The 22,817-nt window shown below is 44.6% G+C and carries 33 protein-coding genes and 2 pseudogenes; 26 read left to right on the top strand and 9 right to left on the bottom strand.

The window, feature by feature from the left end; genetic code table 11:
• Nucleotides 1–8: 8 nt before the first annotated feature.
• The 3 genes from AC566Q_RS10180 (at nt 9) to AC566Q_RS10190 (ending at nt 2,209) form a co-directional block, all read left to right on the top strand.
• Nucleotides 9–404 carry a hypothetical protein gene (locus AC566Q_RS10180; RefSeq protein ID WP_499616363.1) on the top strand — a complete coding sequence of 132 codons (396 nt, stop codon included), beginning with the start codon at nt 9–11 and terminating at the stop codon, nt 402–404.
• Nucleotides 405–454: 50 nt separating this feature from the next.
• A protein-coding gene (locus AC566Q_RS10185; protein WP_240491637.1) for an IS3 family transposase occupies nt 455–1,629 on the top strand; the annotation gives its coding sequence in 2 pieces (ribosomal slippage) (nt 455–722 and nt 722–1,629; 1,176 coding nt in all).
• 223 nt (nt 1,630–1,852) lie between these two features.
• Entirely contained in the window at nt 1,853–2,209 is a 357-nt protein-coding gene (locus AC566Q_RS10190; protein ID WP_499616366.1) for a hypothetical protein, read from the top strand.
• Nucleotides 2,210–2,561: 352 nt separating this feature from the next.
• On the opposite strand, the gene AC566Q_RS10195 is transcribed toward AC566Q_RS10190, so the two are convergent.
• Nucleotides 2,562–2,762, bottom strand: a complete 201-nt coding sequence (locus AC566Q_RS10195) for a hypothetical protein (protein WP_499616369.1) — start codon at nt 2,760–2,762, stop codon at nt 2,562–2,564.
• A gap of 68 nt (nt 2,763–2,830) precedes the next feature.
• Here AC566Q_RS10195 and AC566Q_RS10200 point away from each other — a divergent pair, with 68 nt between their 5' ends.
• The 4 genes from AC566Q_RS10200 to AC566Q_RS10215 all read left to right on the top strand — a co-directional run bounded on the left by AC566Q_RS10200 (nt 2,831) and on the right by AC566Q_RS10215 (nt 4,657).
• On the top strand, nt 2,831–3,067 hold the full coding sequence (locus AC566Q_RS10200) for a DUF4160 domain-containing protein (protein ID WP_071951665.1): 237 nt from the start codon (nt 2,831–2,833) through the stop codon (nt 3,065–3,067).
• A complete protein-coding gene (locus AC566Q_RS10205) occupies nt 3,048–3,302 on the top strand; it encodes a DUF2442 domain-containing protein (protein WP_105934834.1) in 255 nt (84 codons plus the stop codon). Before AC566Q_RS10200 ends, AC566Q_RS10205 begins: the two co-directional genes overlap by 20 nt.
• A gap of 112 nt (nt 3,303–3,414) precedes the next feature.
• Nucleotides 3,415–4,212 carry a hypothetical protein gene (locus AC566Q_RS10210; RefSeq protein WP_499616373.1) on the top strand — a complete coding sequence of 266 codons (798 nt, stop codon included), beginning with the start codon at nt 3,415–3,417 and terminating at the stop codon, nt 4,210–4,212.
• Nucleotides 4,213–4,345: 133 nt separating this feature from the next.
• Nucleotides 4,346–4,657 (top strand): hypothetical protein, encoded by a 312-nt coding sequence (locus AC566Q_RS10215; protein WP_499616376.1) that lies wholly within the window; start codon nt 4,346–4,348, stop codon nt 4,655–4,657.
• An 85-nt stretch (nt 4,658–4,742) separates the two neighbouring features.
• Here the strand turns inward: AC566Q_RS10215 and AC566Q_RS10220 are convergent, their stop codons facing one another.
• Nucleotides 4,743–5,723, bottom strand: a complete 981-nt coding sequence (locus AC566Q_RS10220) for an IS5 family transposase (protein WP_499616379.1) — start codon at nt 5,721–5,723, stop codon at nt 4,743–4,745.
• Between the two features lie 8 nt (nt 5,724–5,731).
• On the opposite strand from AC566Q_RS10220, the gene AC566Q_RS10225 reads away from it, so the two are divergent.
• The 4 genes from AC566Q_RS10225 (at nt 5,732) to AC566Q_RS10240 (ending at nt 7,632) form a co-directional block, all read left to right on the top strand.
• Nucleotides 5,732–5,959 carry a hypothetical protein gene (locus tag AC566Q_RS10225; protein ID WP_499616382.1) on the top strand — a complete coding sequence of 76 codons (228 nt, stop codon included), beginning with the start codon at nt 5,732–5,734 and terminating at the stop codon, nt 5,957–5,959.
• Between the two features lie 184 nt (nt 5,960–6,143).
• Nucleotides 6,144–6,362 carry an addiction module protein gene (locus tag AC566Q_RS10230; RefSeq protein ID WP_013783722.1) on the top strand — a complete coding sequence of 73 codons (219 nt, stop codon included), beginning with the start codon at nt 6,144–6,146 and terminating at the stop codon, nt 6,360–6,362.
• Nucleotides 6,363–6,365: 3 nt separating this feature from the next.
• Nucleotides 6,366–6,662: a type II toxin-antitoxin system RelE/ParE family toxin gene (locus AC566Q_RS10235; RefSeq protein WP_105933275.1), complete on the top strand. Its 297-nt coding sequence runs from the start codon at nt 6,366–6,368 to the stop codon at nt 6,660–6,662.
• Nucleotides 6,663–7,515: 853 nt separating this feature from the next.
• A complete protein-coding gene (locus tag AC566Q_RS10240) occupies nt 7,516–7,632 on the top strand; it encodes a DUF4160 domain-containing protein (protein ID WP_499616385.1) in 117 nt (38 codons plus the stop codon).
• An 11-nt stretch (nt 7,633–7,643) separates the two neighbouring features.
• On the opposite strand, the gene AC566Q_RS10245 is transcribed toward AC566Q_RS10240, so the two are convergent.
• On the bottom strand, nt 7,644–8,402 hold the full coding sequence (locus tag AC566Q_RS10245; protein ID WP_499616285.1) for an IS5 family transposase: 759 nt from the start codon (nt 8,400–8,402) through the stop codon (nt 7,644–7,646).
• Nucleotides 8,403–8,439: 37 nt separating this feature from the next.
• On the opposite strand from AC566Q_RS10245, the gene AC566Q_RS10250 reads away from it, so the two are divergent.
• From AC566Q_RS10250 to AC566Q_RS10270, 5 genes are all read left to right on the top strand, one after another.
• Nucleotides 8,440–8,628 carry a DUF4160 domain-containing protein gene (locus AC566Q_RS10250; protein ID WP_499617450.1) on the top strand — a complete coding sequence of 63 codons (189 nt, stop codon included), beginning with the start codon at nt 8,440–8,442 and terminating at the stop codon, nt 8,626–8,628.
• Nucleotides 8,609–8,863 carry a DUF2442 domain-containing protein gene (locus AC566Q_RS10255; protein ID WP_499616388.1) on the top strand — a complete coding sequence of 85 codons (255 nt, stop codon included), beginning with the start codon at nt 8,609–8,611 and terminating at the stop codon, nt 8,861–8,863. Before AC566Q_RS10250 ends, AC566Q_RS10255 begins: the two co-directional genes overlap by 20 nt.
• Before the next feature lie 136 nt (nt 8,864–8,999).
• Nucleotides 9,000–9,278, top strand: a complete 279-nt coding sequence (locus tag AC566Q_RS10260) for a type II toxin-antitoxin system RelE/ParE family toxin (RefSeq protein ID WP_020745301.1) — start codon at nt 9,000–9,002, stop codon at nt 9,276–9,278.
• Nucleotides 9,278–9,574 (top strand): HigA family addiction module antitoxin, encoded by a 297-nt coding sequence (locus AC566Q_RS10265; RefSeq protein ID WP_020745300.1) that lies wholly within the window; start codon nt 9,278–9,280, stop codon nt 9,572–9,574. Before AC566Q_RS10260 ends, AC566Q_RS10265 begins: the two co-directional genes overlap by 1 nt.
• A gap of 95 nt (nt 9,575–9,669) precedes the next feature.
• Complete coding sequence (locus AC566Q_RS10270) at nt 9,670–10,095, top strand: hypothetical protein (RefSeq protein WP_499616392.1); 426 nt, start codon at nt 9,670–9,672, stop codon at nt 10,093–10,095.
• 96 nt (nt 10,096–10,191) lie between these two features.
• Here the strand turns inward: AC566Q_RS10270 and AC566Q_RS10275 are convergent, their stop codons facing one another.
• The 3 genes and pseudogenes from AC566Q_RS10275 to AC566Q_RS10285 all read right to left on the bottom strand — a co-directional run.
• Entirely contained in the window at nt 10,192–10,479 is a 288-nt protein-coding gene (locus AC566Q_RS10275; RefSeq protein ID WP_499616395.1) for a type II toxin-antitoxin system RelE/ParE family toxin, read from the bottom strand.
• Complete coding sequence (locus AC566Q_RS10280) at nt 10,476–10,760, bottom strand: type II toxin-antitoxin system TacA family antitoxin (protein WP_499616398.1); 285 nt, start codon at nt 10,758–10,760, stop codon at nt 10,476–10,478. Before AC566Q_RS10280 ends, AC566Q_RS10275 begins: the two co-directional genes overlap by 4 nt.
• Nucleotides 10,761–11,099: 339 nt before the next feature.
• A pseudogene (locus AC566Q_RS10285) lies at nt 11,100–11,225 on the bottom strand (IS110 family transposase); the annotation flags it as partial.
• A gap of 152 nt (nt 11,226–11,377) precedes the next feature.
• On the opposite strand from AC566Q_RS10285, the pseudogene istA (AC566Q_RS10290) reads away from it, so the two are divergent.
• Both istA (AC566Q_RS10290) and istB (AC566Q_RS10295) read left to right on the top strand, forming a co-directional pair.
• A pseudogene (istA, locus tag AC566Q_RS10290) lies at nt 11,378–12,898 on the top strand (IS21 family transposase).
• Between the two features lie 15 nt (nt 12,899–12,913).
• Nucleotides 12,914–13,687 (top strand): IS21-like element helper ATPase IstB, encoded by a 774-nt coding sequence (istB, locus tag AC566Q_RS10295; RefSeq protein ID WP_276309522.1) that lies wholly within the window; start codon nt 12,914–12,916, stop codon nt 13,685–13,687.
• Between the two features lie 30 nt (nt 13,688–13,717).
• Here istB (AC566Q_RS10295) and AC566Q_RS10300 read toward each other — a convergent pair whose 3' ends face one another.
• On the bottom strand, nt 13,718–14,635 hold the full coding sequence (locus AC566Q_RS10300; protein WP_499616401.1) for an IS110 family RNA-guided transposase: 918 nt from the start codon (nt 14,633–14,635) through the stop codon (nt 13,718–13,720).
• Between the two features lie 162 nt (nt 14,636–14,797).
• Between AC566Q_RS10300 and AC566Q_RS10305 the strand changes: the two genes are divergently transcribed.
• A complete protein-coding gene (locus AC566Q_RS10305; RefSeq protein WP_499616404.1) occupies nt 14,798–15,088 on the top strand; it encodes a low molecular weight protein tyrosine phosphatase family protein in 291 nt (96 codons plus the stop codon).
• Nucleotides 15,089–15,523: 435 nt separating this feature from the next.
• Here the strand turns inward: AC566Q_RS10305 and AC566Q_RS10310 are convergent, their stop codons facing one another.
• Entirely contained in the window at nt 15,524–16,678 is a 1,155-nt protein-coding gene (locus AC566Q_RS10310; protein ID WP_499616407.1) for an IS110 family RNA-guided transposase, read from the bottom strand.
• A gap of 152 nt (nt 16,679–16,830) precedes the next feature.
• Between AC566Q_RS10310 and AC566Q_RS10315 the strand changes: the two genes are divergently transcribed.
• From AC566Q_RS10315 to istB (AC566Q_RS10335), 5 genes are all read left to right on the top strand, one after another.
• Entirely contained in the window at nt 16,831–17,109 is a 279-nt protein-coding gene (locus AC566Q_RS10315; RefSeq protein ID WP_499617452.1) for a type II toxin-antitoxin system RelE/ParE family toxin, read from the top strand.
• A complete protein-coding gene (locus tag AC566Q_RS10320; RefSeq protein WP_499616410.1) occupies nt 17,109–17,402 on the top strand; it encodes a HigA family addiction module antitoxin in 294 nt (97 codons plus the stop codon). The genes AC566Q_RS10315 and AC566Q_RS10320 overlap by 1 nt, the downstream gene beginning before the upstream one ends.
• Before the next feature lie 97 nt (nt 17,403–17,499).
• Nucleotides 17,500–17,766 (top strand): hypothetical protein, encoded by a 267-nt coding sequence (locus AC566Q_RS10325; RefSeq protein ID WP_499616412.1) that lies wholly within the window; start codon nt 17,500–17,502, stop codon nt 17,764–17,766.
• Nucleotides 17,767–18,017: 251 nt separating this feature from the next.
• Entirely contained in the window at nt 18,018–19,541 is a 1,524-nt protein-coding gene (gene istA / locus AC566Q_RS10330; protein WP_071979583.1) for an IS21 family transposase, read from the top strand.
• A 9-nt stretch (nt 19,542–19,550) separates the two neighbouring features.
• Nucleotides 19,551–20,285, top strand: a complete 735-nt coding sequence (istB, locus tag AC566Q_RS10335) for an IS21-like element helper ATPase IstB (protein WP_071979584.1) — start codon at nt 19,551–19,553, stop codon at nt 20,283–20,285.
• A gap of 646 nt (nt 20,286–20,931) precedes the next feature.
• Here istB (AC566Q_RS10335) and AC566Q_RS10340 read toward each other — a convergent pair.
• On the bottom strand, nt 20,932–22,053 hold the full coding sequence (locus AC566Q_RS10340; protein ID WP_499610468.1) for an ISAs1 family transposase: 1,122 nt from the start codon (nt 22,051–22,053) through the stop codon (nt 20,932–20,934).
• An 87-nt stretch (nt 22,054–22,140) separates the two neighbouring features.
• Here AC566Q_RS10340 and AC566Q_RS10345 point away from each other — a divergent pair, with 87 nt between their 5' ends.
• On the top strand, nt 22,141–22,518 hold the full coding sequence (locus AC566Q_RS10345) for a pyridoxamine 5'-phosphate oxidase family protein (RefSeq protein ID WP_499616415.1): 378 nt from the start codon (nt 22,141–22,143) through the stop codon (nt 22,516–22,518).
• 31 nt (nt 22,519–22,549) lie between these two features.
• The gene (locus AC566Q_RS10350) at nt 22,550–22,738 is read left to right on the top strand and encodes a pyridoxine 5'-phosphate oxidase C-terminal domain-containing protein (protein WP_105935917.1); all 189 of its coding nucleotides are present in this window, start codon (nt 22,550–22,552) and stop codon (nt 22,736–22,738) included.
• Nucleotides 22,739–22,817 lie beyond the last annotated feature (79 nt).

Below are 22,817 nucleotides of genomic sequence, written 5' to 3' on the forward strand. Positions count from 1 at the left end.
GTTCTAGTATGAATAACCAAGCTCAAGTTGATTTGTTTAAAAGTCGTTGTCGGTCGTCTTTTGACGCTGTAGCCCAAGAGTATGCTCTTAAAGAGTGTATTGTTTGTGGCGGCACTTATATCAACGCGTTTAAAGTTAAGTTTAAGAATCCAGATATTTTTATTGGATTTGAGGGCATACATTGGGGCTTTGGTCTTCTAACAACATTTGGTGCAACAAAGTTGAATGAGCCATTTACAATAGAGCAAGCCATTTGTTATTTGGATGGCTTGGAAAAGTTGCGAGAACGAGATGCACATAGAACATCTGGTTACCAGAAGATCCTTGCTCTTGATATAGACTTTATCACTCAAAACCTCTCCTTCTTTCTTGAAGGCGGGTTCAAGTTGAGGTGGTTTAATTGAGTTGACCAGTCCAGTTAAGGATATAATTGAACTTTAGCTGGAGAAAGTAAATGGCCGGAAGAAAACGGTATACGAAAGAATTTAAACTGGATGCAGTGAGCCTGGTGCTAGATCAAGGTCACACGCGCTCTGAAGTCGCCAGAATGTTGGATGTGAGTCAGCAAATTATTGGTCGCTGGGTCAAAGAGTTTCAACAAGATGATGACGGCCATGCGTTCAGAGGGAACGGCAAACTGACGCCAGAGCAGGCAGAAATCAGAAAGCTTAAAGCTCAGGTAAAACAGCTTGAAATGGATAAACGCATCCTAAAGGAAGCATCGGTATTCTTCGCCAAAGAAATGAAGTGAAATACGCGTTTATCGCCGAGCGAAAGAATACCTATCCTGTTGACCGGTTGTGCCGGTTATTAGGCGTTAAGCGCAATGGGTTTTATCGATATATGAATACCCAGCATCAACCTACAACGGATGATGATAAACGAAAAGAAATAGTGGAATGGATGCGCAAGATTGCCAAAGCCAGTGAGCATAGCTATGGCAGTCGACGAATGCAAAAAGCACTGAATTGTTTGGGCTACCCTATCGGTAGACGTCTTACACGCCGACTGATGAAAGAAGCAGGTGTGCAGGTCCGTTACAAGAAGAAATACAAGGTCACCACAAACAGTAATCACACATTGCCTGTATTTGAAAATGTGCTGGACAGACAGTTTGATGTTGATTCACCCAATCTAGCTTATGTGCAGGATATTACCTATATCTGGACACAAGAAGGCTGGTTATATTTGGCCGTTGTTATTGACCTGTACTCGAGAAAAGTCGTTGGCTGGAGCATGGGGTCAAGAATGAAAACCAAATTGGTGTGTGACGCGTTAACGATGGCGATATGGCAGCGTAATCCAAAAGCGGGATTGGTTGCCCATTCAGATCGCGGTAGCCAATACGCTAGTGCAGACTATCGACGCTTGCTTAAAGGACACCAATTTGTTGGCAGTATGAGTCGTAAAGGTGATTGTTGGGATAATAGTGTGGTTGAGAGCTTCTTCGGTAGCTTGAAGCAAGAGCTAGTACACTGGAAACAATACCAAACTCGTTATGAAGCACAGCAAGATATACTGCGTTACATCACGACATTTTATAATCCTGAGCGGTTGCATTCGTATCTGGATTACAGGAGTCCAAATCAATATGAGGCGGACATGAAGAAATTGAAAAAAGTAGCTTAACTGGGTTGGTCAATTTTGGTTGACCACGTCAAGTCGGTCACTTCAGAATTAAACAAAACTGAAGTAGTACTCAGGAAGTTTTACGGTCGAACATAACAATCACATTAAGCCGCTCGCAGGCTCGCTGGGACAGTAACACGTGGGCTCTGTCGCTTCGCTCGGATTTTAGCCCACGCGTTACTGCCCCTTATGTGGGTGTTATGTGTAGGGAACCAAGCAGAAGATGGACGCAAACAAAAAACTCTTTTTTAAAAATGTTTTTGACAGTGGCATTGTTGAAATCTGGTTCAAAGGAGTAGCTTATTCACTAGCCACAGCGGCTTTTCTATATTTAGCTTTTAATGGTAATCGTGGTGCTACAGTTGTTGCATGTATCTCTTACCTATTGACTGGACTACAAGTAATCCATGGTAGTAGGAAACCTTACGAATATTTAAAAGAAATATATGTTTATCCCCAACGCAATAAGTTAGTTTCATTTTGTTTCTATGTTTTCTTTTTGTATTTCAGAATACAGATAATTCTTGTGCCAATTCAGATTTTATCTTGGACTCAGGGTACTGGTAAGCTACCGTTGTAGTACACATAACAACCAAGTCAGCGGGACACTAACACGTAGGCTCCCGTCACTTCGTTCCGTATTATAGCCCACGTGTTATTGTCCCTTCTTGGGGCGTTAACCCCCATTTCTTAAAGTGTCTTTTTTGTTAGTTCTTTCGTGAATTTCAATGATGGCGGTTTATTCTTCAAGGGTGTTTTCGAACCTTAACGCCATTGGGTGCTAAACCGGGCATTTTGCTATCAACCACAAAACGTTATTTCTTCCCGTGGTTTGCGCGGCGCGTACAATCAACGTTGGCGAAACTCGTTCTTTTATCAGCATTCGTTTGTCGGTTGTTTTAGTACGTTGGCAACGTAGCTTTTTCGTCTTCTCAAAACTGCAAATTCAAAAATAGGTTGTTGTTTTCTTTACCGTTGTTTAAGGTGAAAATACTATTTTTAACTTTGCAGGTTTTAATAGGCACCTTGGCGGTGGCAGCATAGCTGCGTGGGTTCAGTGGTTGGGTTAACAAACCAAGGCAGTGGACAATAACACGCAGGCTCACTCGCTTCGCTCCCAGTTTAGCCTGCATGTTATTGCCCCTGCTTGGGGCGTTATCTTCTCGTTGGCATTCCCGCACTTTTCATATAACCTTTTATCATGCCAACGGTATTAAAAATTGGGCCATATCGCTTTTTCTTCTATAGTAACGAAAATGGTGAACCTGCCCACATTCATATTCAACGCGAAAGAATGCTAGCTAAGTTCTGGCTTCGTCCTGTCGCGTTAGCAAGTTCAACTCGCTTTACTCCCAAAGAACTCAGAACTTTGGAAAAGCTTGTTGTCGAAAATAGAGATGCTTTTTTGGAGGCTTGGAATGGCTACTTTAGCAGTTGAACATCACCCACAAGCTCTGTCGGTGTCTTTCGATGAAAGTTCGTTAATTGTCGAATTAATCGACGGTAGAACTATTTCTGTACCCTTATCCTGGTTTCCTAGTCTTTCTCAAGCAAGCACATCTCAATTGCAGAATTGGGAACTATTAGGAGATGGCGAAGGCATACATTGGCCGCAATTGGATGAAGATCTGAGTATAGCAGGTCTACTTGTCGGCAATCGCAGCAGAAGATAACAATCAAATGTTGGGGACACAAACACGCGGGCTCTGCTTCCCAGTATAGCCCACACGTTTGTGCCGCCAAATTTGGGCGTTAGGTGCACTTCAAGGAAGGTTCGAATTTGATATGAAAAAGGAATTAAGAATTTTCACGGAATCAACCATGCTCGCAGCAATCCCAGCATTAGGCTATTGGGTAGCATTTGTATATGAGCTTGGATATTTTAGTTACTATGAACTTCCAAGTAACTTCGTAGAAGTAGCCCTAAATTCAATTTTGCTCAACTCGCTCTCGGTTGTTACCGGGCTGGGCGCATTCATCATCATCATAGACTTTATTCGTCGAATAATGTCAGGTGTAACCGAGGCTCTTAAATTCACTCTCTATAAACTGCTTTTTGCCTATTTTTTAGTTTACGGGTTCGGACTAGTTTTCAATCGGTCGCAAAAAGAAATACAAATTCTTCTTCTGATTTTAGCGTTACCTATAATATGGAGAGAGGTTCTTTGGCCTATGTGGAAATATAGGCATCTCAATGGACTTGGAAATAAGGTAGCTGCGGCAAAAGCCAAAGATTTCGAATTTGATTCTGCCATAGATAAAATTACTGAAAAGACCGGTGCCGCACCATTTTTGGTATTAGTATTTGTCTACTTAGTATCTATTTTTTCCTATTTAGCTGGTGGTTACAGCGCCAACAAACAAACTAGCTTTTTCATCAGCGATGAAAAGCCAAATTTCATATTAATTAGGAAGTATGAAGAGAACTGGTTAACAGTAAAAGTCGATTTAGAAAATGGTATGGTTCTAAAGACTTACGAGCTAATCCCCATAGACACCATAAAAACTTTTTCAAAGAGAAATATTGGGCGCTTAAAGGCTCTAAAAGAGAATATCGATGACGTTAAAGGTAGCGGCACCTAACAAGCCACTAAAGGCTCTCGCTTCGCTCGCTGGGACAGTAACACGTAGGCTCTGTCGCTTCGCTCCTAATTTTAGCCTACGTATTACTGCCCCTTAGTGGGGCGTTAGAACTGCCAGTAAACATGGAGAGTATGTGCAGAATTTAATCCAAGATTTGACTCAGAAACTTTTAGCTTCAAGCATACAGCTGGAAGGTTATAATATCTTCATAATTGAAAAGGAAGATACTTTTCGCCTTATTGACTCTAGGTGGAATAAAACTTCTTACACTAAAGAGCTCTCATTCGCGATCATTAAGAAGCTTGAGCGTGGACAAATTTTAGCTGCTTTCGCTAAATTAGAGTTTTTAGTAAATAACTGCATACTCCTCTGTCTTTTCTCTAAGGAAACTGCGAATAAGTCCTGCAATTTAGTTTTTGAACCAGCCTTTGCATTCGCCGTTTAATTTTTGAACGGTAAATTCTCAATTTCGGCCAATATACTACCTTTTTAGGCCTGATTTCGGCCTTATTCCGGGTTATTCCCGGATTTCAGACAGATCTTGGCTGTCGTCGCAACATCTGGTCTACTTTAAACAGGTTTGCCAAGGTGCATAGCATGGCTAACTGTGAGTCATTTTTCATCAGTCCTTTGTACCGTGCTTTGATAAAGCCAAACTGACATTTGATGATCCGAAACGGATGCTCCACTTTCGCCCGGATGCTGGCTTTTAAGTATTCGATGTTAATGGCCGTTTTGTTTTTGCGAGGATGCTTTTTCAGTGCCCGGACTTTTCCGGGGCGTTCGGCAATCAGCCATTCCACATTTGTATCTTGCAACTCTTCCCGTTTCTCTGCTCCCTGATAACCGGCATCGCCGGAAGCGAATTCTTCTTCGCCATGCAACAGGTTTTTCAACTGATTCAGGTCATGCTCATTGGCGGTGGTGGTTACCAATGTATGGGTGAGACCGCTCTTGGCATCCACACCAATATGGGCTTTCATGCCGAAATGCCATTCATTACCTTTCTTGGTCTGATGCATCTCCGGGTCACGTTCATTCTTTTTGTTTTTAGTGGAGCTGGGCGCTTCAATAATCGTCGCATCCACCAATGTGCCCTGCGTCATCATCACACCGCAGTCCGAAAGCCATTGGTTGACCGTTTTGAACAATTTGCGAGTCAGCTTGTGCTTTTCCAGCAAGTGCCGGAAGTTCATAATGGTAGTGCGGTCTGGAATGGCTTTATCCAATGACAGTTGCGCAAACTGGCGCATCGAAGCAATTTCATATAACGCATCTTCCATTGCCTCATCACCAAGGCTATACCATTGCTGCATACAGTGAATGCGAAACATGGTCTCGAGCGCATACGGACGTCTGCCATTGCCTGCTTTAGGATAAAAGGGTTCAATCACTTCCAGCAGTTGAGACCACGGCAGCAGGTTATCCATTCTGGATAAGAATATCTCTTTACGGGTCTGACGGCGCTTACTGGAAAACTCGCTGTCAGCAAAGGTTAACTGGTGACTCATGAGCGGTAATGTTTGTGATTTACTATGCAGCTATGATCTCACATCGGGGACTTATTCGCATCTTCCCTAATGGTTGGGGGATCACATTATCAAATGAAAGGTATCTCAATTCTCAAGGGAAAAATTATGAAAACATTGGATTGCCTGTAGATCATGAATTTGTATTTCTTAATGTGAACAATATTGAAAGCGGAATAGATGTGCAGCTTAACGAAGCAGTTAAATCTTTTAGATAGGTGCATTCAGCGTATAACAAGTCATTCAAAAGGACAAAAAACAGTTGGTTTTTGCTCCTTCGTCGCTTATTTTAACCAACTATTTTTAGCCTCTTAATGAGGCGTTAGCCGCTACTTGTAAATCCAGCCTTTCACTTCTCTCTTTTAGTGGTAATATCAAATTATACTCAATGGGAGTTATTTTATGTCTGATGCATTAAAAGTGATGCTTGAAAATATCGAGCAACTCAGTACTAAAGAGAAAGCCCTTGCTGCCCACTGTCTTTTAACGGCTATGGATACTAAGATTGATAGCGATGTGGAATCTGAGTGGGTAAAACTTGCAGAAGCTCGCAGCGCAGAGCTAGAGTCTGGTGCGGTAAAAAGCATTAGTTGGGAAGAGATAGAAAAGGATCTTAATTAAAAGATGCTGCCTGTTTCCTTTCACCCAGAGGTTAAAAGGGAAATAAAAGAGTCGTTTGATTGGTATCAAGAACAGTCACTGGGGTTGGGTCACGAATTTACCCAAGAACTCAAGGAAGCCATCGATTCAGTTAGCTCTTTGCCATCGGCATGGACAAAAATGGGGCAAACTCATCGACGCTTTGTCTTAAGCAGGTTCCCATACTCTATTATTTATAAAATTATCGAAAACAGGGAAATTAGTGTGGTAGCTATTATGCACAACCACCGAAAACCAGGGTATTGGCACGAACGCGGCTAATCGGGTAGCCGGAGGTATCTAGCCTCCAGCCCCCACAACACCCTGCATGCGGCTCCGCACAGGGCGTTTCCCAAAAGTTTTCAAAATAGGCTGGCCGATTAGCTCCAACTTATCCCAATGCTGGTTTCTGCTTTTGCGCCAACGCTCCTAAGCCCGGTCGGGCATGAAGACGTTGAGCTGCACAGGCTCCTCACTGACCTTTAGGTTCAGGCCTTCACCGTGTCCCATCCATTACGATGGGTGTTTGGCTACTATGCCGTCTGCTGACTTCTGCTTAATCATCAACAAAGTTTCCTCTATTGACGCTGTCGGTTTTCATCGTATTCGCTCTTTCCAGTTGATGGAGCTGAAAAGCCAAGGCACTTGTATACCAGAGCCTGACTGGTTAGTTACCTACCGCTTGTTAAGCAGATCTCCCCAGATAAGGACATGAACTGTCTCTGCACTGCTGCATCATTTACGGTGGCCGTTAGATCACATGGTTTCGTCGTCTTGTGCCGACTCACCTTCAGCCTACGCCTCATATGATATTCTTGTTCATCAGCTCGCAGATTTGCTAGCGGCTTCCTCCAGACAAATCCTAGCGGATTTGCCCTTGCCATTCGCTAGTAGTTATCATCTAATAGCAATATAAATCGCTAAGGATGGTGACCTTCCTACAGAGGACTTTCACCTCATTAGTTCATGCCCATGCTGGGCGTACACAAAACGCTCAAGCCACTCCCTCCGGTCGCTGGGACGCTAACATGTGGGCTGACTCACTTCGTTCGGATTATAGCCCACACGCTAGCGCCCCTTAGCTTAATGTTATCTTCTCGTTGGCATTCCCGCACTTTTCATATAACCTTTTATCATGCCAACAGTATTAAAAATTGGGCCATATCGCTTTTTCTTCTATAGTAACGAAAATGGTGAACCTGCCCACATTCATATTCAACGCGAAAGAATGCTAGAGGCTGTTGATCTTTGAACATTATTTGTTCAGCAGTACATTGGTAGCCACATCATCATGAATGCCAATGCGACTGTACTGCTATAGTTTCGAGCTAGCTTGTCGTATCTTGTTGATATTGCCCGGTACCTTTTTATCCTCAAAAACGCGTTTTCAACAAGATGCCTATATCGATACAGGCACCAGTCCATATCGTCATTACCTAATTTGTTATTTCGTTTGCGTGGAATATTGGCATCTGCTCCACTTTCTTCTACGTAAGCTCTAAAAGCTTCACTGTCATAGCCTTTATCAGCACAAACAATATCGGCTTGTGGGGAGTTTATTATCAGACTTTGTGCATGTACGATGTCGTTCACTTGACCACCGGATAGTTCAAAATAAACGGGCAGGCCACCGCTATCTACCGCAAGGTGAATTTTCGTTGAGATACCACCTCGACTTTTTCCGATGGCCTCATCTTGTTTACCCGCTGCACCGCTACTATCCTGATGCGCTTTAACTATACTACCATCAAGAAACAACCATTCTGGGTCACCCTCGGAGGCTAAGCTTTCAAATAACTTTTGCAATATGCCTTTCTTCGACCATAAATTAAATCGTCGGTAGACCGTATTCCAGAGACCAAATTCAGATGGCAAATCCCGCCACTGAATGCCGGTACGCATTCGGTAAAGTATGCCCTCCAGGGTATTTCGGTGCTCATATTTGTTATAGACTCTGCCACTCTCCTTTAGCAGTACTTTTAGGATTTCCCACGCATCATCTGTTAACATCGTTCTTGGCATAGCAACATTACGGTTAATTATTTTTGGCGAAACAATTATACCTCGTTGCTATGCCGGCTGCTTTTCATACAAAGATCAACAACCTCTAGCTAAGTTCTGGCTTCGTCCTGTCGCGTTAGCAAGTTCAACTCGCTTTACTCCCAAAGAACTCAGAACTTTGGAAAAGCTTGTTGTCGAAAATAGAGATGCTTTTTTGGAGGCTTGGAATGGCTACTTTAGCAGTTGAACATCACCCACAAGCTCTGTCGGTGTCTTTCGATGAAAGTTCTTTAATTGTCGAATTAATCGACGGCAGAACTATTTCTGTTCCCTTATCCTGGTTTCCTAGTCTTTCTCAAGCAAGCACATCTCAATTACAGGATTGGGAACTGTTAGGGGATGGTGAAGGTATTCATTGGCCGCAACTGGATGAAGATTTAAGTGTAGCTGGTCTACTTATCGGCAATCGCAGCAAAAGATAACAATCAAATGTTGGGGACACAAACACGCTGGCTCTGCTTCGCAGTATAGCCCACGCGTTTGTGCCACCAAATTAGGGCGTTATACGCGCTGAAAATTCCACTAGCAACTCGTAACCCATGAGGTTACAATGGCTGAATGATTAAGAGTTTTATACATAAAGGCCTTCAGAAGTTTTACGCTAAAGGAACCACATCAGGAATTCAGAAGAAGCATGAAAATAAACTTCGTCTGATTCTGTCTAATCTCGATCAAGCAGAAACGCCTGATGACATGGATTTACCCGGCCTTTATATGCATAAACTCAAAGGTAACAGAAATGATATTTGGTCTGTCCGAGTAAGTGGTAACTGGAGAGTTACATACCGCTTTGTTGGACGAGATGTTGAAATCGTTAACTACGAGGATTATCACTAATGAATATGCATAACCCAGCACATCCTGGTGAGATACTCAAAGATCTTGTTATTGATGCTCTAGAACTCACTATCACTGATGTAGCTCAGCATTTAGACGTTAGTCGAAAAACATTGTCAAAAGTTCTAAATGGTAAAGGAGCCATCACGCCAGAGATGGCACTTCGTCTAGAGCTGGCATTTGGTAAGCCTTCAGCTGCTCATTGGCTACGTTTGCAGAATGCTTTTGATTTATGGCAAACGCGGCAACATCAAAGTTCTTTACATGTTTCACCTTATAATCTGGCTGCGGTATAAAGGCGCGTATAACAATCAAATGTTGGGGACACAAACACGCAGGCTCTGCTTCGCAGTATAGCCCACGCGTTTGTGCCGCCAAATTAGGGCGTTATATGCCTATGCAAAGATTGCTTCTTCTTTTTATCTTGGCTTGCTTGTCGTACCTTACACGAGCAGATCAAGTTACCTATGAGCTTGGTTCTTATCGGGATAAATCGCTACTTACTTATTCTGAAAGCTCGCTAAAACTTATCGCTATCAAAGGTGGAAGTGAATCAGTTCTTTGTTCTAGTGTAATTTCAGAAGATACGCTTGCTCACTCATTAGAGTTTTTCAAAGAGGCAGGTATCATTAGCTGGGAGCCAACGTATTTGTCGGAAGGTAAAATGGACGGCGTAGTATTTAAACTATCGGTCGAAGTTAATAACGTTAGTATTTCAAGTATGGGGCATTTAGACAGTGCCCCAAAAAAACACTGGCAACTAGTGAGATACTTTAATCAATTATTGGTTGTAAATGGCTGCTCAAAAAGCATATAACAAAAAAATTAAGTCACTCACTACGTTCGCTGGGACGCATACATGCGGGGCGGCTTCGCCATTATGCCCCACATGCCTGCGCCCCTTATTTAAAAGTTAGTTGCCTACAGGAAATTTTTGCTTCTGGTGTAAAACCCTGAGAATTTGGATTACGTCTTCTCTAACGAAATACGAAACAATCATTGACACCTCTGGAATAATCAAAAGCCGTCCAGGTATTCCTTCTCTTTCAACTTCAACGCCCATCAACGGTTGCTGTATCAAGTTTTCAACTTTAGTCTCAATAATGGTGTCAGTTTTTTCCGCAGCAAGCGGGTTAAATTCGTATAAAAATTCGAAAATCACTTCTCGATCGTCCAATGAAGCTTTTTCCCAAACGATCATTTTTTGGCTCTATTCCTAATTTTCACCTTTCTCGCTTCCATGTCCAAGGAAGCTTCTTCATGAGTAACAAACTCACTTTTCCCGCTATCCAATTTGCTAAATGCGGCGTTAACCTGTTCGGTAAGCCATTGGTCATGTGTCATAACTTTGCGTTGCTGCTCAGCTAGTTCTTCAGTAAGCTCTCTACAGGCATCACTTAAAGTACGCCCTTGGCTTTCAGCCATTAATTGAGCAAGGCGTTTCGTTTCTTCGTCTACTCTGAATTGTATGCGGGTGTCCATTTTCAACTCCGGCTGTGTGTGCGCACAAATGTTAGCACGAAATTTGAATATACGGCAACTAACAATCACATTAAGTCGCTTAGCTGGGACAGTAACACGTGGGCTCTGTCGCTTCGCTTATGTGGACTCCCCCTTTGTCAACAACATTAGCGGTCAATTGAAGAATTAATGCGTGCTTATGTACGAGCTCTAATTGGGAAGCTACTCCAGGCTCTATGATATTTACGCGGACTTGTTGTCAAATCTCGATAGCGAGCTCGAAGCTCTGAGCGAAGCACTGACTAAACAAGCTGATTTTCATCTTTTATTGAGCATTTGTGTTGTTGGCAACAACCTCGATTAAGCGGCCAATAGTTCTGCTTTGTACTCTGTTCCATTCGCTAACATCGCGAATACCGTTCTAACTGTTTTATTCGCCAATGCGACCGCTGTACAGCGCTTACCCCTACGTTCAACCATCTGCTGGATCCACCCCATTTGCACCGTAATCGATCCACCTGATTTGCGGCGTAATAGATCCACTTTGGCCTGATTTTCCCCTCAAACTTCTGTTTAACTCGCGTATCGTTGACTGTTTTTCAGTCAGGAGAATACGCATGGCAAACCGGAGGTTTGAAATGTACCAATACCGACAGATCCTCGTTCGAATGCGAATGGGGGAATCCAATCGTGCGATTGCAGACAGTGGTGTCGCTGGCCGTAATAAAGTGAAAGCGATTAAGCGTATCGCTCTTGAACGTGGCTGGCTTGAGCTGGATAAAGATCTGCCTGACGACACGCAACTCGCCACTATTTTCGGCGAAAAGCCACCCAACCCGACAACCACTTCATCCGTTGCACCTTACGCCGATAAAGTCGATAAGTGGTATCAAGATGGCGTGCAAGGCACGACCATCCATCAGGCGTTGGTGGATAAATATGGTTTCACTGGCAGTTACTGGTCGGTGATCCGCTATCTAAAAGCGCTGGCAGAGAAAACACCTGTTCCCACTACTGTTATTGAGTTTGCGCCTGGCGATGCCGCACAAGTGGACTTCGGGGCGGGTCCACTCATTGTGGATACCCGGACCGGCGAGTTGCGTAAGAGTTGGATCTTCGTCATGACACTGGCCTGGAGCCGGCATATCTACGCTGAATTCATTCGCGATCAAAGTACTGCTACCTGGCTGGCCTGCCATCGTCGTGCGTTTGAATGGTTTAACGGTGTGCCCAAACGGGTCGTTATCGACAACCCTAAATGTGCCATCACCAGGGCCTGCTATCACGATCCTGAGGTGCAGCGCGCTTATGGTGAATGTGCCGAAGGCTATGGTTTCTTGATTGCCCCATGCCCTGTACGTGACCCGCAGAAGAAAGGGCGTGTGGAATCTAACGTCAAGTACATCAAAAATAGCTTCGTACCGCTAAAAGAATTTCGCAGTCTCAGTGATGCCAATGCACAGCTTAAAAGTTGGTTGCTGTCCGTCGCCGGTAATCGGAAGCACGGTACCACAAAATGTCAGCCACTTGAGCGTTTTACTGAGATTGAGCAGGCATTGCTTAGTCCGTTGCCGGAAGTGCCGCCAGAGCAAGCCGTCTGGGCTAAAGTAAAGGTACACGGTGATGGGCACGTACAGTTTGAACACTGTCGTTACTCAGTACCTTACACTCTGATCCGAGAAACACTGTGGCTGAAAGCCAGCGATACCATGGTGCGCATCTATCAAAAGCATGAGCTGAAAGCCACGCACGCCCGAATGCATCATCAGGGTGGCCGCGCTACGGTGCCTGAACATCAACCGCCCGCCGCGCAAGCTTACAACATGCAGGATCCGCAGTATTGTCTGGCTCAGGCGCAGCGGATTGGTGAGTCCTGCCATGTGTTTATTAAGCGCCTGTTTGCCAGCCGCGTACTGGATAACCTGCGTGCTGCACAAGGCGTTGTGGGCCTTGCCTAACGCTACGGTGACAAGCGCCTTGAAGCCGCCTGCTTACGCGCACTGACCTTCGACAATGTGCGTTACAGCGCCGTCAAACAGATCCTTGAAAAAGGACTGGACCAGCACCCTGATGAATCGAGCACCTTCGATACGTTAAGCGATGTTTACACCGGCGGTGGTCGCTTCCACCGAGATCCCAACAAACTTCTCCCTCACTAAAACAAGGAAAAACACATGATCAACCCGATCCCCGAACTCACACCGTTACTGAAACAACTACGCCTCTCTGGTATGACGGACTCATTAGCGATGCGTAATCGTGAGGCCATTGAACATCAACTGAGTTATCCCGACTTCCTGGCTTTACTGGTACAGGATGAAGTGGCCAGACGCGACCAGAAAAAGTATGCCACACGTCTGCGTCGTGCAGGCTTCAGAGGTAATAAAACACTGGAAAGCTTCGATCTGAACGCCAATCCCAACCTGAACCGCGCTTATATCAATGAACTGGCCGATTGCCGATTTATTGATGAATATGTGGCGGTGCTGATCGCAGGGCCGTGCGGCACGGGTAAAAGTCATCTGGCACAAGCCATCGGGCATTGTGCTGTGCAACAAGGCATTGATGTATTGTTCTTTACTCAGGCAAAACTGCTGGCGAACTTGCATGCAGCCAGAGCCACGAACACCTATGAGAAACGCTTCCAGACGTTAGCTAAAGTAGACCTACTCATCATTGATGACTTCGGTTTAAAGCCTCTCAAATCCCCTCAGGATGAAGATTTACACGACTTAATCGATGAACGATATGAACAAAAATCAACGATCATCACCAGTAACCTGGACTTCAGCGAATGGGGTCAGGCCTTCCCAAATAAACTGCTTGGCGCTGCGACGCTCGATCGACTCAGACACAATGCTTATCGACTGGTTTTAGAGGGCGAAAGCTATCGCAAATTACGTGAGCACAATGATCAGACTGGACGGGGAGGAAAAAGCGAGAAATAATCACCTTGTTTGAGGGCGAAAATGACGGTTTTAAGTGGATCCATTACGCCGCAAATGAGTGGATCTATTAGGGTGCCAATCGACAGCACCGCTAACTAAACAACTTCGGAGCATATTGTTTTTAACGTACTTGCCCACCGAGCCTAATTTCACTTTACCGCCTGATGAATGCTGAATGGGTGTTAAACCAATACAAGCAGATGCATCGCGACCTTTTTTAAATTGCCCCATCTCTCCACAACCCAGTGCCATGTAAAGGTTCACAGCGTTTAACGGGCCAACACCCTCTAAGGCCTGTAGTGATTTACATGTTTCGTGTTCGCTTGCTGCTTTTTCTATATATAAATCGTACTGCTTTATTGATTCGATACTCCGTTGGAGTTGTTTCCAGCTTGTATTCAGGGCTTGCCTAAAAATCATTGAAAAACCGTTTTCAGCATCTTCCAGAACATTTTCAACAACACCATTTAACCCACCCTGACTGGATGACACACGGATATTAAACTCTAACAATAAGGATTTTATTTGTTGTTGCATTGCGACTTTATGTTTGATGGCCAGCTCTCGCAGACGAACTAAGGTTTGAAGCTCTTGCTGTTCCTTTGACTTACCGTTAATAAACGACACATCTGTGAGTTGCGCGGCCTGCGCAACCGCTAAAGCATCGTTTTTATCTGTTTTTTGGTTTTGTCTCACACTGGCAACAAGTTTTGCTGAAATTAATCGAGCATCATGCCCGTATTCCAATGCTTTTTGCTTCCAATAGTTTGAGGTACTACATGCTTCAAAAACAATTATCATTGGTTTTGACGACGCTAGCCAAGAACCAAATTCTGTCGGTGTCATTGCCAGATTAGACTGCACCTTGTTGCGTTTGCAAACGCAAACCTGAATTTCTTCTTTCGCTAAATCAACACCTGTGATTATATTGTGCATGTTGGACTCCATAATATTTTTTGTGTGAGAACTAAAATATTAACCCAGCTCAATGAGTTGGGGGAGTCCAATTATCTCAGATTTTAGTCCACGTGTTACTGCCCTTATGTGGGTTATGTACTTAAGGAAATATGAACCTTTTATTCGTTTGTTCAGAAAATAGATTGCTATAGATTGCGTAGTCCTACAGCCGAAGAAGTATTCTCTGAATATGACGGTGTTAACGCTATCGGCTGCGGCACCAACTTGGATGCTGAAACACCTTTGTCTGGCGATCTCATTGAGTGGTCTGATGTTATTTTTGTCATGGAAAAGTCCCACAAAAATAAAGTATCGAAAAAATACAAAGAACTATTGCACGGTAAAAAATTAGCCTGCTTGGATATACCAGACAATTATGATCGTATGCAGCCAGAGTTCGTTCGGCTGCTTAAAAATAAAGTGCCAAGGTATATTAGGTTGTAATCGGCACGTACATAACAAACGCATTAACACTCGCTGCGCTCGCTAGGGACAAAAACACGTAGGCTCCCTGCGCTTCGATTGGTATTCTAGCCTACGTATTTTTGCCCCTAAGTGGGGTGTTGGTATGACTCCCTTTGTCAACCCTGAACGAGCGCTTCCTTGACACTCTTTCAGCCCATAATTAGTTGTTTTTTCACTCAAATAAATGAGCTAACGCACCGGATGAGGCAGTAATGTCGTCGGTTGTTATGCTGGTATTCGTAGGTTACTTATTCAATGAATAAGCAGAGCTGACCTTACTCAATCCGCCGTGCCACCTTCTCATCAGTCTAGGCTCGTGGGTCAATCACGGTTAAGTGATTGCCATCATAACGCCCTCGTAGGTTGTGCCACATTCCGCGGCCCGATCCGAATGCGTTAGCTCAAACTCGTTTATCATGCGGGTACTCGGCTTAATCTCAGTTTTGGATTCACCGGCGTAAGTACCACTTCTTTTGCGATGGCCCAGATGTAGGCTGCCATCTCTCGAGCAATCGCGGTTATGATTAAATTGTAGTGTTTCCCTTTCTTACTCATCCGCTGGTAGCGTTTACACAGGCGAAGCTGTGCTTTCCAGGCAATATCAACGATGTCTTTGGGTAAACCTTCCTGGCGTAATTGCAGTTCAGTTGAGACCTTTGCCGGATAGCGGTAGCTATGTGCCCCTTCAATGAGTAAGCGCCTGGCCCGGCTGTTTCCGCACTTAGTGATAGCCCCCAAATGACGTTTTCCACCAGTAGAATGTTCGCTGGGTACTAAACCCAGGTACGCCATGAGTTTTCTGGGATGGTCGAAACGGTGTAAATCGCCTAACTCTGCAACAACACCCACAGCTACCAATAATCTGATACCTCGCATGGCCTGAACAGCTTTTATAACGGGATAATACCGCCATTGGTGAACATGATGAGTTAATTCGTTATCTAGTCTCTCCAGTCGCCGGATGCGTTCCTCAATGGTTTGCAATTGTTCCTGCAAAACAATTTGCTGGGCTGGATGAGGTAATATCAGTTCAGTGAGCCAGCGCAGATGTTTTTTAGACCAGTTGGCGGTGCCTTCGTAACGAATGTTGTTGCGTAGCAATAAAGCTTTAAGCTGGTACTTAGCTTCTTTTAAATCCTTCATGGCCGCTTCACGAGCGCGGGATAAATCCCGAACCGCTTCATCTTCCGGCTCAGGGACATAAATGGGCGTGAGGTCTTCTGACTTCAATGACCTCACCAATTTAAGCGCATCCCGGCGGTCGGTTTTAATTCGCTCCCCAGGCTTTTTAGGAATAAGAGAAGGGGCGACCACATAACAGCAATGACCCAAACTTGTTATCAGTCGATAAATCCAGTGGCCACACGGGCCCGCTTCATAAACAACGTGAAGTGTCGCGCCAGGATATTTAGATTCAAACTGGCGGAGCAGCTTTTTAACGCTGACTTTGGAAGAGGGGATACGCCCATAATGAACAGGTACAGCGCCACGCTGTTCTTCACAATACGCCACTTCATGGAATTCTTTGTGCGTATCCAATCCGATAAAAATCATGCTATGTTTGTTCATGCTAGCCTCCAAATTGATTTAGTATTGAACAAACTAATTATGGCAATGGCTTTCAGCTAACCCACGAAAATGCGGAGGCTAGCATTTCACAGGGAGTCATTGTGTCTAGGCGTCAAGTTGCACCGCGTTGCGCAATACGCTACACTCTTTCCATGATTAAGTCATTTAAACATAAGGATCTGAAGCTGTTTTTCGAAACAGGGAAAAATTCAGGCATACAGACTAAGCACGCGAAAAAACTTCGCATGCAGTTAGCTGCTATCCACACTGCACAAGATATCGATGACATTAATTTACCTGGCTTCTCTCTTCACCAACTCAAAGGAGAGAGGTCTAATATTTGGTCGATATCAGTCAACGGTAATTGGAGAGTAACTTTCGAGTTTACGGATGGTAATGCTTACATCTTAAATTATGAGGATTATCACTAATGAATATGCACAACCCACCACATCCTGGTGAATTTATTGAGTCCATTTACATGGAACCACACGGCATAAGTTGCAGGACTCTTGCTACCCATCTTTGTGTTGCCGCTTCAACATTAAATCGTGTAGTGAAGGGCAAAAGTGCAGTAACGCCAGAAATGGCATTGAGGCTATCTAAAGTATTAGGCCGAAGCCCTGAAAGCTGGCTTAGCATGCAAGACAATTACGAGCTTTGGCAGGCCAAGCAGAACATTAACTTGGATAACGTGCAGCCAATAGATCTGCATGCCGCCTAACAAACAAATGTTGGGGACACAAACACGCGGGCTCTGTTTCGCAGTATAGCCCACGAGTTTGTGCCGCCAAATTAGGGCGTTATGTGCTTGGAGTAACATGCAAAAGGAAAACGGAGATACTGAGATTGCTTTTTTGGCAGCTCTTTTTTATTGGTTGGTAACTATTGCAACTGGCTGGATATCAAAATCTATTTTCGATGCATGGCAAAACGAAACGGGTTTCGAGTTAGTGGGCAGAAAGGCAAGAATTCTTAACCACTTTCCAACGTGGTTTGTTTTCACTATCTCCTTAGTTACTCTTGGTCTGATGATTTACTATGCAGTAAAGCAAACAATAAAGTTTGTAACGTATCTGCGTAATTAATGTGCTGTTGTTTTCAAACGCACATAACAAACAAATGTTGAGGCCACAAACACGCAGGCTCTGCTTCGCAATATAGCCCACGCGTTTGTGCCACCAATTAGGGCGTTATTGCGTATTCTGATGTTCTCGATCGCTGATTCTGGCTAGCCCGATCAACTCTATTCCGGTCATTCGATCACAGACTTTTTCTTCACCACCCGATCAGTCTTTTATGCTTGTTAACTTCTTTTAATTTTAAAGAGGAAACAAGTATGTCAAAACCTACTGACATAGAACGCGTTAAAGCGGTTCTCTATCTTAAGCTTGATGAAAACCTCAGTAACCGGGACATCGCCAGGAGACTGAATGTGGGGGCTGCCACTATATCTGATATTCTCGGTAAATTCAGAACCCTGGATTGTGGCTGGCCGTTACCTGAGCATGCCTCCGATCAATGGCTACATCAGTCACTTTATCCTGACAGGAAAGCGGGCCGTATTAAACCTGATTATGGCCTGATGGATATTGAACTGCGGCGTAAAGGTGTAACTAAACTGCTGCTCTGGGAGGAATATCAGGCTAATTACCCTGATGCTTGCTATAGCTACAGCCAGTTTTGCGACAATTATCGTGAATGGAAATCCCAGCAAAAGCGCTCGATGCGATTTACGCATAAAGCAGGCGAGAAGCTATTTATCGACTTCTGTGGGCCGACATTACCGATTGTAAATCCCGGCACCGGAGAAGTGCGTAATGCCCAGGTCTTTGTTGCGGTACTGGGCGCGTCAAACTACACCTTTGCGATTGCCACAGAAAACCAGAAGCTCGAAAGCTGGCTGGAGGCGCATGTGGCTATGTTTGCCTTCTTCGGCGGCGTGCCGCAATTGCTGGTACCGGACAATCTCAAGTCAGCGGTCACCAGAGCCTGTCGATTTGAACCTCAGTTGAATACAGCTTACCAGTCATTAGCGAATCATTATGGCTGCGCCGTGATGCCTGCAAGACCTCTGAAGCCAAAAGATAAAGCGAAAGCAGAAAATGCCGTACTCATTGTGGAACGATGGATAATGGCAAAATTGCGGCATCAGGTCTTCCATACCTTATCAGGCCTTAATGTTGCTATTCGGGCGTTACTGCATGAACTGAATCAGAAACCATTCCAGCGATTACCGGGAAACCGACAAACCTTGTTTGAATCGCTGGATAAACCAGAGCTGGCCCCGTTACCCACAACACCATGGGAATACACTGAAATCCATATTGCCAGAGTCGGTATTGATTACCATGTCTTGTACAAAGACCATTTCTACTCAGTTCCTCACCTCTTTGTCGGCAAGTCAGTTGAAATACAGGCTTCTAAGCGGCTTATTCGGATTTACTACCAACGCGAGTGCATTGCACAACACATGCGTAGTGACCGAAAAGGTGGCTTTACCTGTGTTGATGAGCATATGCCTGCCAATCATCAGCATCAGAAATGGTCACCCGGAAGACTCAAGAACTGGGCAAAGCAGATCGGCCCTTCCACACTTGAAGTCACCGACGCCATTCTGCAAAGCAAACCACATCCAGAGCAAGGTTATCGGGCCTGCCTTGGGCTACTTAACCTTGCAAAGAAATACGGCGAAAGTCGCCTGGAACAAGCCTGTCGCCGGGCTATTGATATAGGTAATCCCTGTCGAGCCAGCGTGAAATCGCTGTTGCACACCCACCTTGATAATGCCCCGAAAGTGGATGACGTTGAAACGCCCAATCTCACTCATCACAACATCCGCGGCCCTAAATATTACAAATAAGGAACTCAAATGAACGATCTACTCATCCAACAATTACAGCAACTGCGCATGACAGGGATTGCGGATATGTTAAAACAGCAACGCGCTCAACCCAACACCTACTGTGAATTAGCCTTCGAGGAACGGTTGTCCCTGCTGGTTGACCATGAAATGAACCAAAGACGGACAAACCGCATCAACCGACTTCGTAAACAGGCACGACTCAGGTTAAATGCAACACCGGAAGAACTGTCATACGACAATGGCCGCGGATTACAAAAGCCAAGAATGGCCGATTTATTAAATGGCGGATATCTTAGTCATCATCAGAATATCATTGTTACCGGAGCCACAGGTGGCGGTAAAACCTATGTAGCTTGTGCGCTTGGTGAACAAGCGTGTCGCCAGGGAATACGTGTTGGTTACTGGCGATTACCACGATTAAACGAGCACTTACACATCGGCCACGCTGATGGCAGTTACACCAAGCAGCTAGCAACGATAGCGAAACAACAGCTACTGATCCTGGATGACTGGGGACTGGAAAAACTCACCGTCAAACAGGCAACAGACTTACTGGAGGTGGTAGAAGACAGGCACGGCGTAAGTAGCACCATCATCTGTAGTCAGCTACCTGTAGAGCAATGGCATTCAATGATAAGTAACGGCACGGTTGCCGATGCGCTACTAGATCGCCTCATCCACAATGCTCACCGGATAACCCTCACTGGGGAGTCAATGAGAAAGCAACAAACCATGAGGTAAATACCTGTGGCAGACTGCGGTCTGCCACAACTACTGATCGGGCAAGCCATAATACCAGTGATCGGGTGTATCAGAATTGGGGTGATCGAGAGGCCGGAATTAGTGATCGGGAAATGCCTAATACGCAGTTATACGCAAATATGAATCAACATTATCGAATTAGACTGAAAAATAAGACAAAAATCAGAATTTTCTTTCTTTTCGCAACATTTATTTCTTTCATGGCATTTGCGTTATGGGCTTTAGTGACATCAAGCGGCTTTAAGCAAAAAGATAGTATTATTCATACTAACTTTATGTTGGTTTACCCAGAAGAATGTAAATTAACTGGATCACCTCGATCGAGTTATACGAAGATATGCAAATTCAAACTAGCTGAAGGTGTATATTTTGAAGCGCCTGAAGTTCACCGGTTCAATAAGGAAGGTTATTGCATAGCTCAACTTTTCAAAAATGGAGTGTTTATTCACTTTGTTTTACAGCCACATAAACTATGCGTATAAAAAAAATTATGTCGCCCGCAGGCGCACTGGAACAAAACGTGGGGCCGCTTCGCTATAATGGCCCCACGTTTGTGCCGCCAAATTAGGGCGTCATGCCTTCGGAAAATTCAAATGGATGAACAGCAGGGCGAGAGCATGAGTGCTCAAATTTCGTTCAACGCTACCAAACCCGCCGCTAACACCTTTTCCAAGTAATCAGTGCTGCCATGCGCACGCTTCTGTTTCCGTGGCACACTCGTTTTTCTGGTTGTCTCCGCACGAAGCATGTTCAAGGCAAGCTTCCTCGCTCCTGACAGTATTTCGGCGGCATTGCCACGATATATCTGGCATTCATCTTCTTTCATTGAGACATCAAGGACCCAATGAAGACTGTTTTCTACTGCCCAATGACTACGCACTGCGTTGGCAAAGCGTGCTTTAGTTAAAGCTGCTGAACTGATGTAGTACCGGTATTCCAAAGATGCTTTACCTTTTTTTGGCTGCCGATAGCTTAACGTAACGCCTATCGTTTTCAGCCCTTTCCATTCAGGAAACCTATTCACTAACGATGCCGCATCCATAACATGGTACGCTCTTGCTTCGCCTCGTCCATGATGTTTCTCCAGACAAATGACTTCTTGGTTTACAGCACCCGCAAGCTCATTGCGCACGGCATCATGAAGTTCCTTTTGATTACCTTTTAGAGCAAGAAGATAATCACCACCACTCTCTACAATCTTCTCCGCAATAGCAGTTTGGCAGCCCATCGCATCTATTGATATCAAGCAACCTTTGATATCCAGCAGGTTCAGTAAGGCTGGAATGGCTGTGATTTCATTCGACTTACTCTGGGTCTTAATTTGCCCCAATACCACATTATTTTCGGCTGCAAACGCATTCACCATATGGATGGCTGATTGCCTGTCTTCACGATTGTAAGAACCGCAAAGCCGCTTACCATCAATCGCAATTAACTGCCCGTCGGATAACTCGGCGACTGACTGCATCCAACCGATAAAGCAACGCTGGAATTGTTCGCTATCGACTCTTGATATCACACGAGCAATCGTGTCATGAACGGGCAGTCCATTTTTGAAAAGCCCTTTCTCGCGAAACCAGTCAAAGTGTAAATCACCAAAATCTTCAATGTCTTCCCAGCCTTTGGCACCAGCGATGGAAGCACACACGACAAGGAATAAAATATCAGTGAATAAATGTGCCACCTTAGCTGATTGACGAGGATCTTCTAACTCACTAAAAAGCTGTTCAAATGCACCTGTACCCATGACTCTCTCCGCAAAAGAGAGTATAAGATCACAGTCACTAAATTTCGTCCAGTTGTAATATCTCTTGTTAACTCAGTTGGTCAATAAATGTTCGTGATCTTGCCCTGGGATGAACAGCTAGTAAGTAAACTCAATCAAATATGGGATGAGGCAAAAGTCAATTCGCCCCTAAATCAAAAAAGTGCGGTCTGCGTTTCAACTATAGATTCTGCTGGCTTTCCTCAATCGCGCTTCGTGGACCTCAAGGAAATCGGTCCGTCTGGTTTTACTTTTTGCACGTCGTACAACTCAGAAAAAGGAAACCATCTCTCAAATAATCCAAAAATTTCCTTGCTCGCTGGGTGGGATCACATTGGTTATCAGATTCGTGTTATTGGAAGTGCCGTTCGTATCTCCAGCGAACTAGCAGACAATTTTTTGGCTTACTCGCTCCAAAGAAGCGCAAGTTGCAACCACTTGTTTTAAACAAAGCGAAATCTGGGATTCAGAAATCTCAATGGAAAATCACTTCTCGTCTGCGCTAACTGCTACAGAAGAATCCATTTCGCGCCCTAGCTATTGGGGCGGGTATTCGGTTGCGCCTCATGCAATAGAAGTACTTAAATTTAAAACCAACCGTGTGCATACCAGAGAGCAATATTTGTGGGAGGAGAAATCGTGGAAAATGCGGTTGTTACAGCCTTAGTCAAATGGCATAACAAGGCGCTTAACACGTTCCCTTCGGTCTCTGGGACAGTAACGCAGCGGCGCCTCGCGATTATCGC

Source organism: Alteromonas sp. H02 (genome assembly GCF_059682525.1).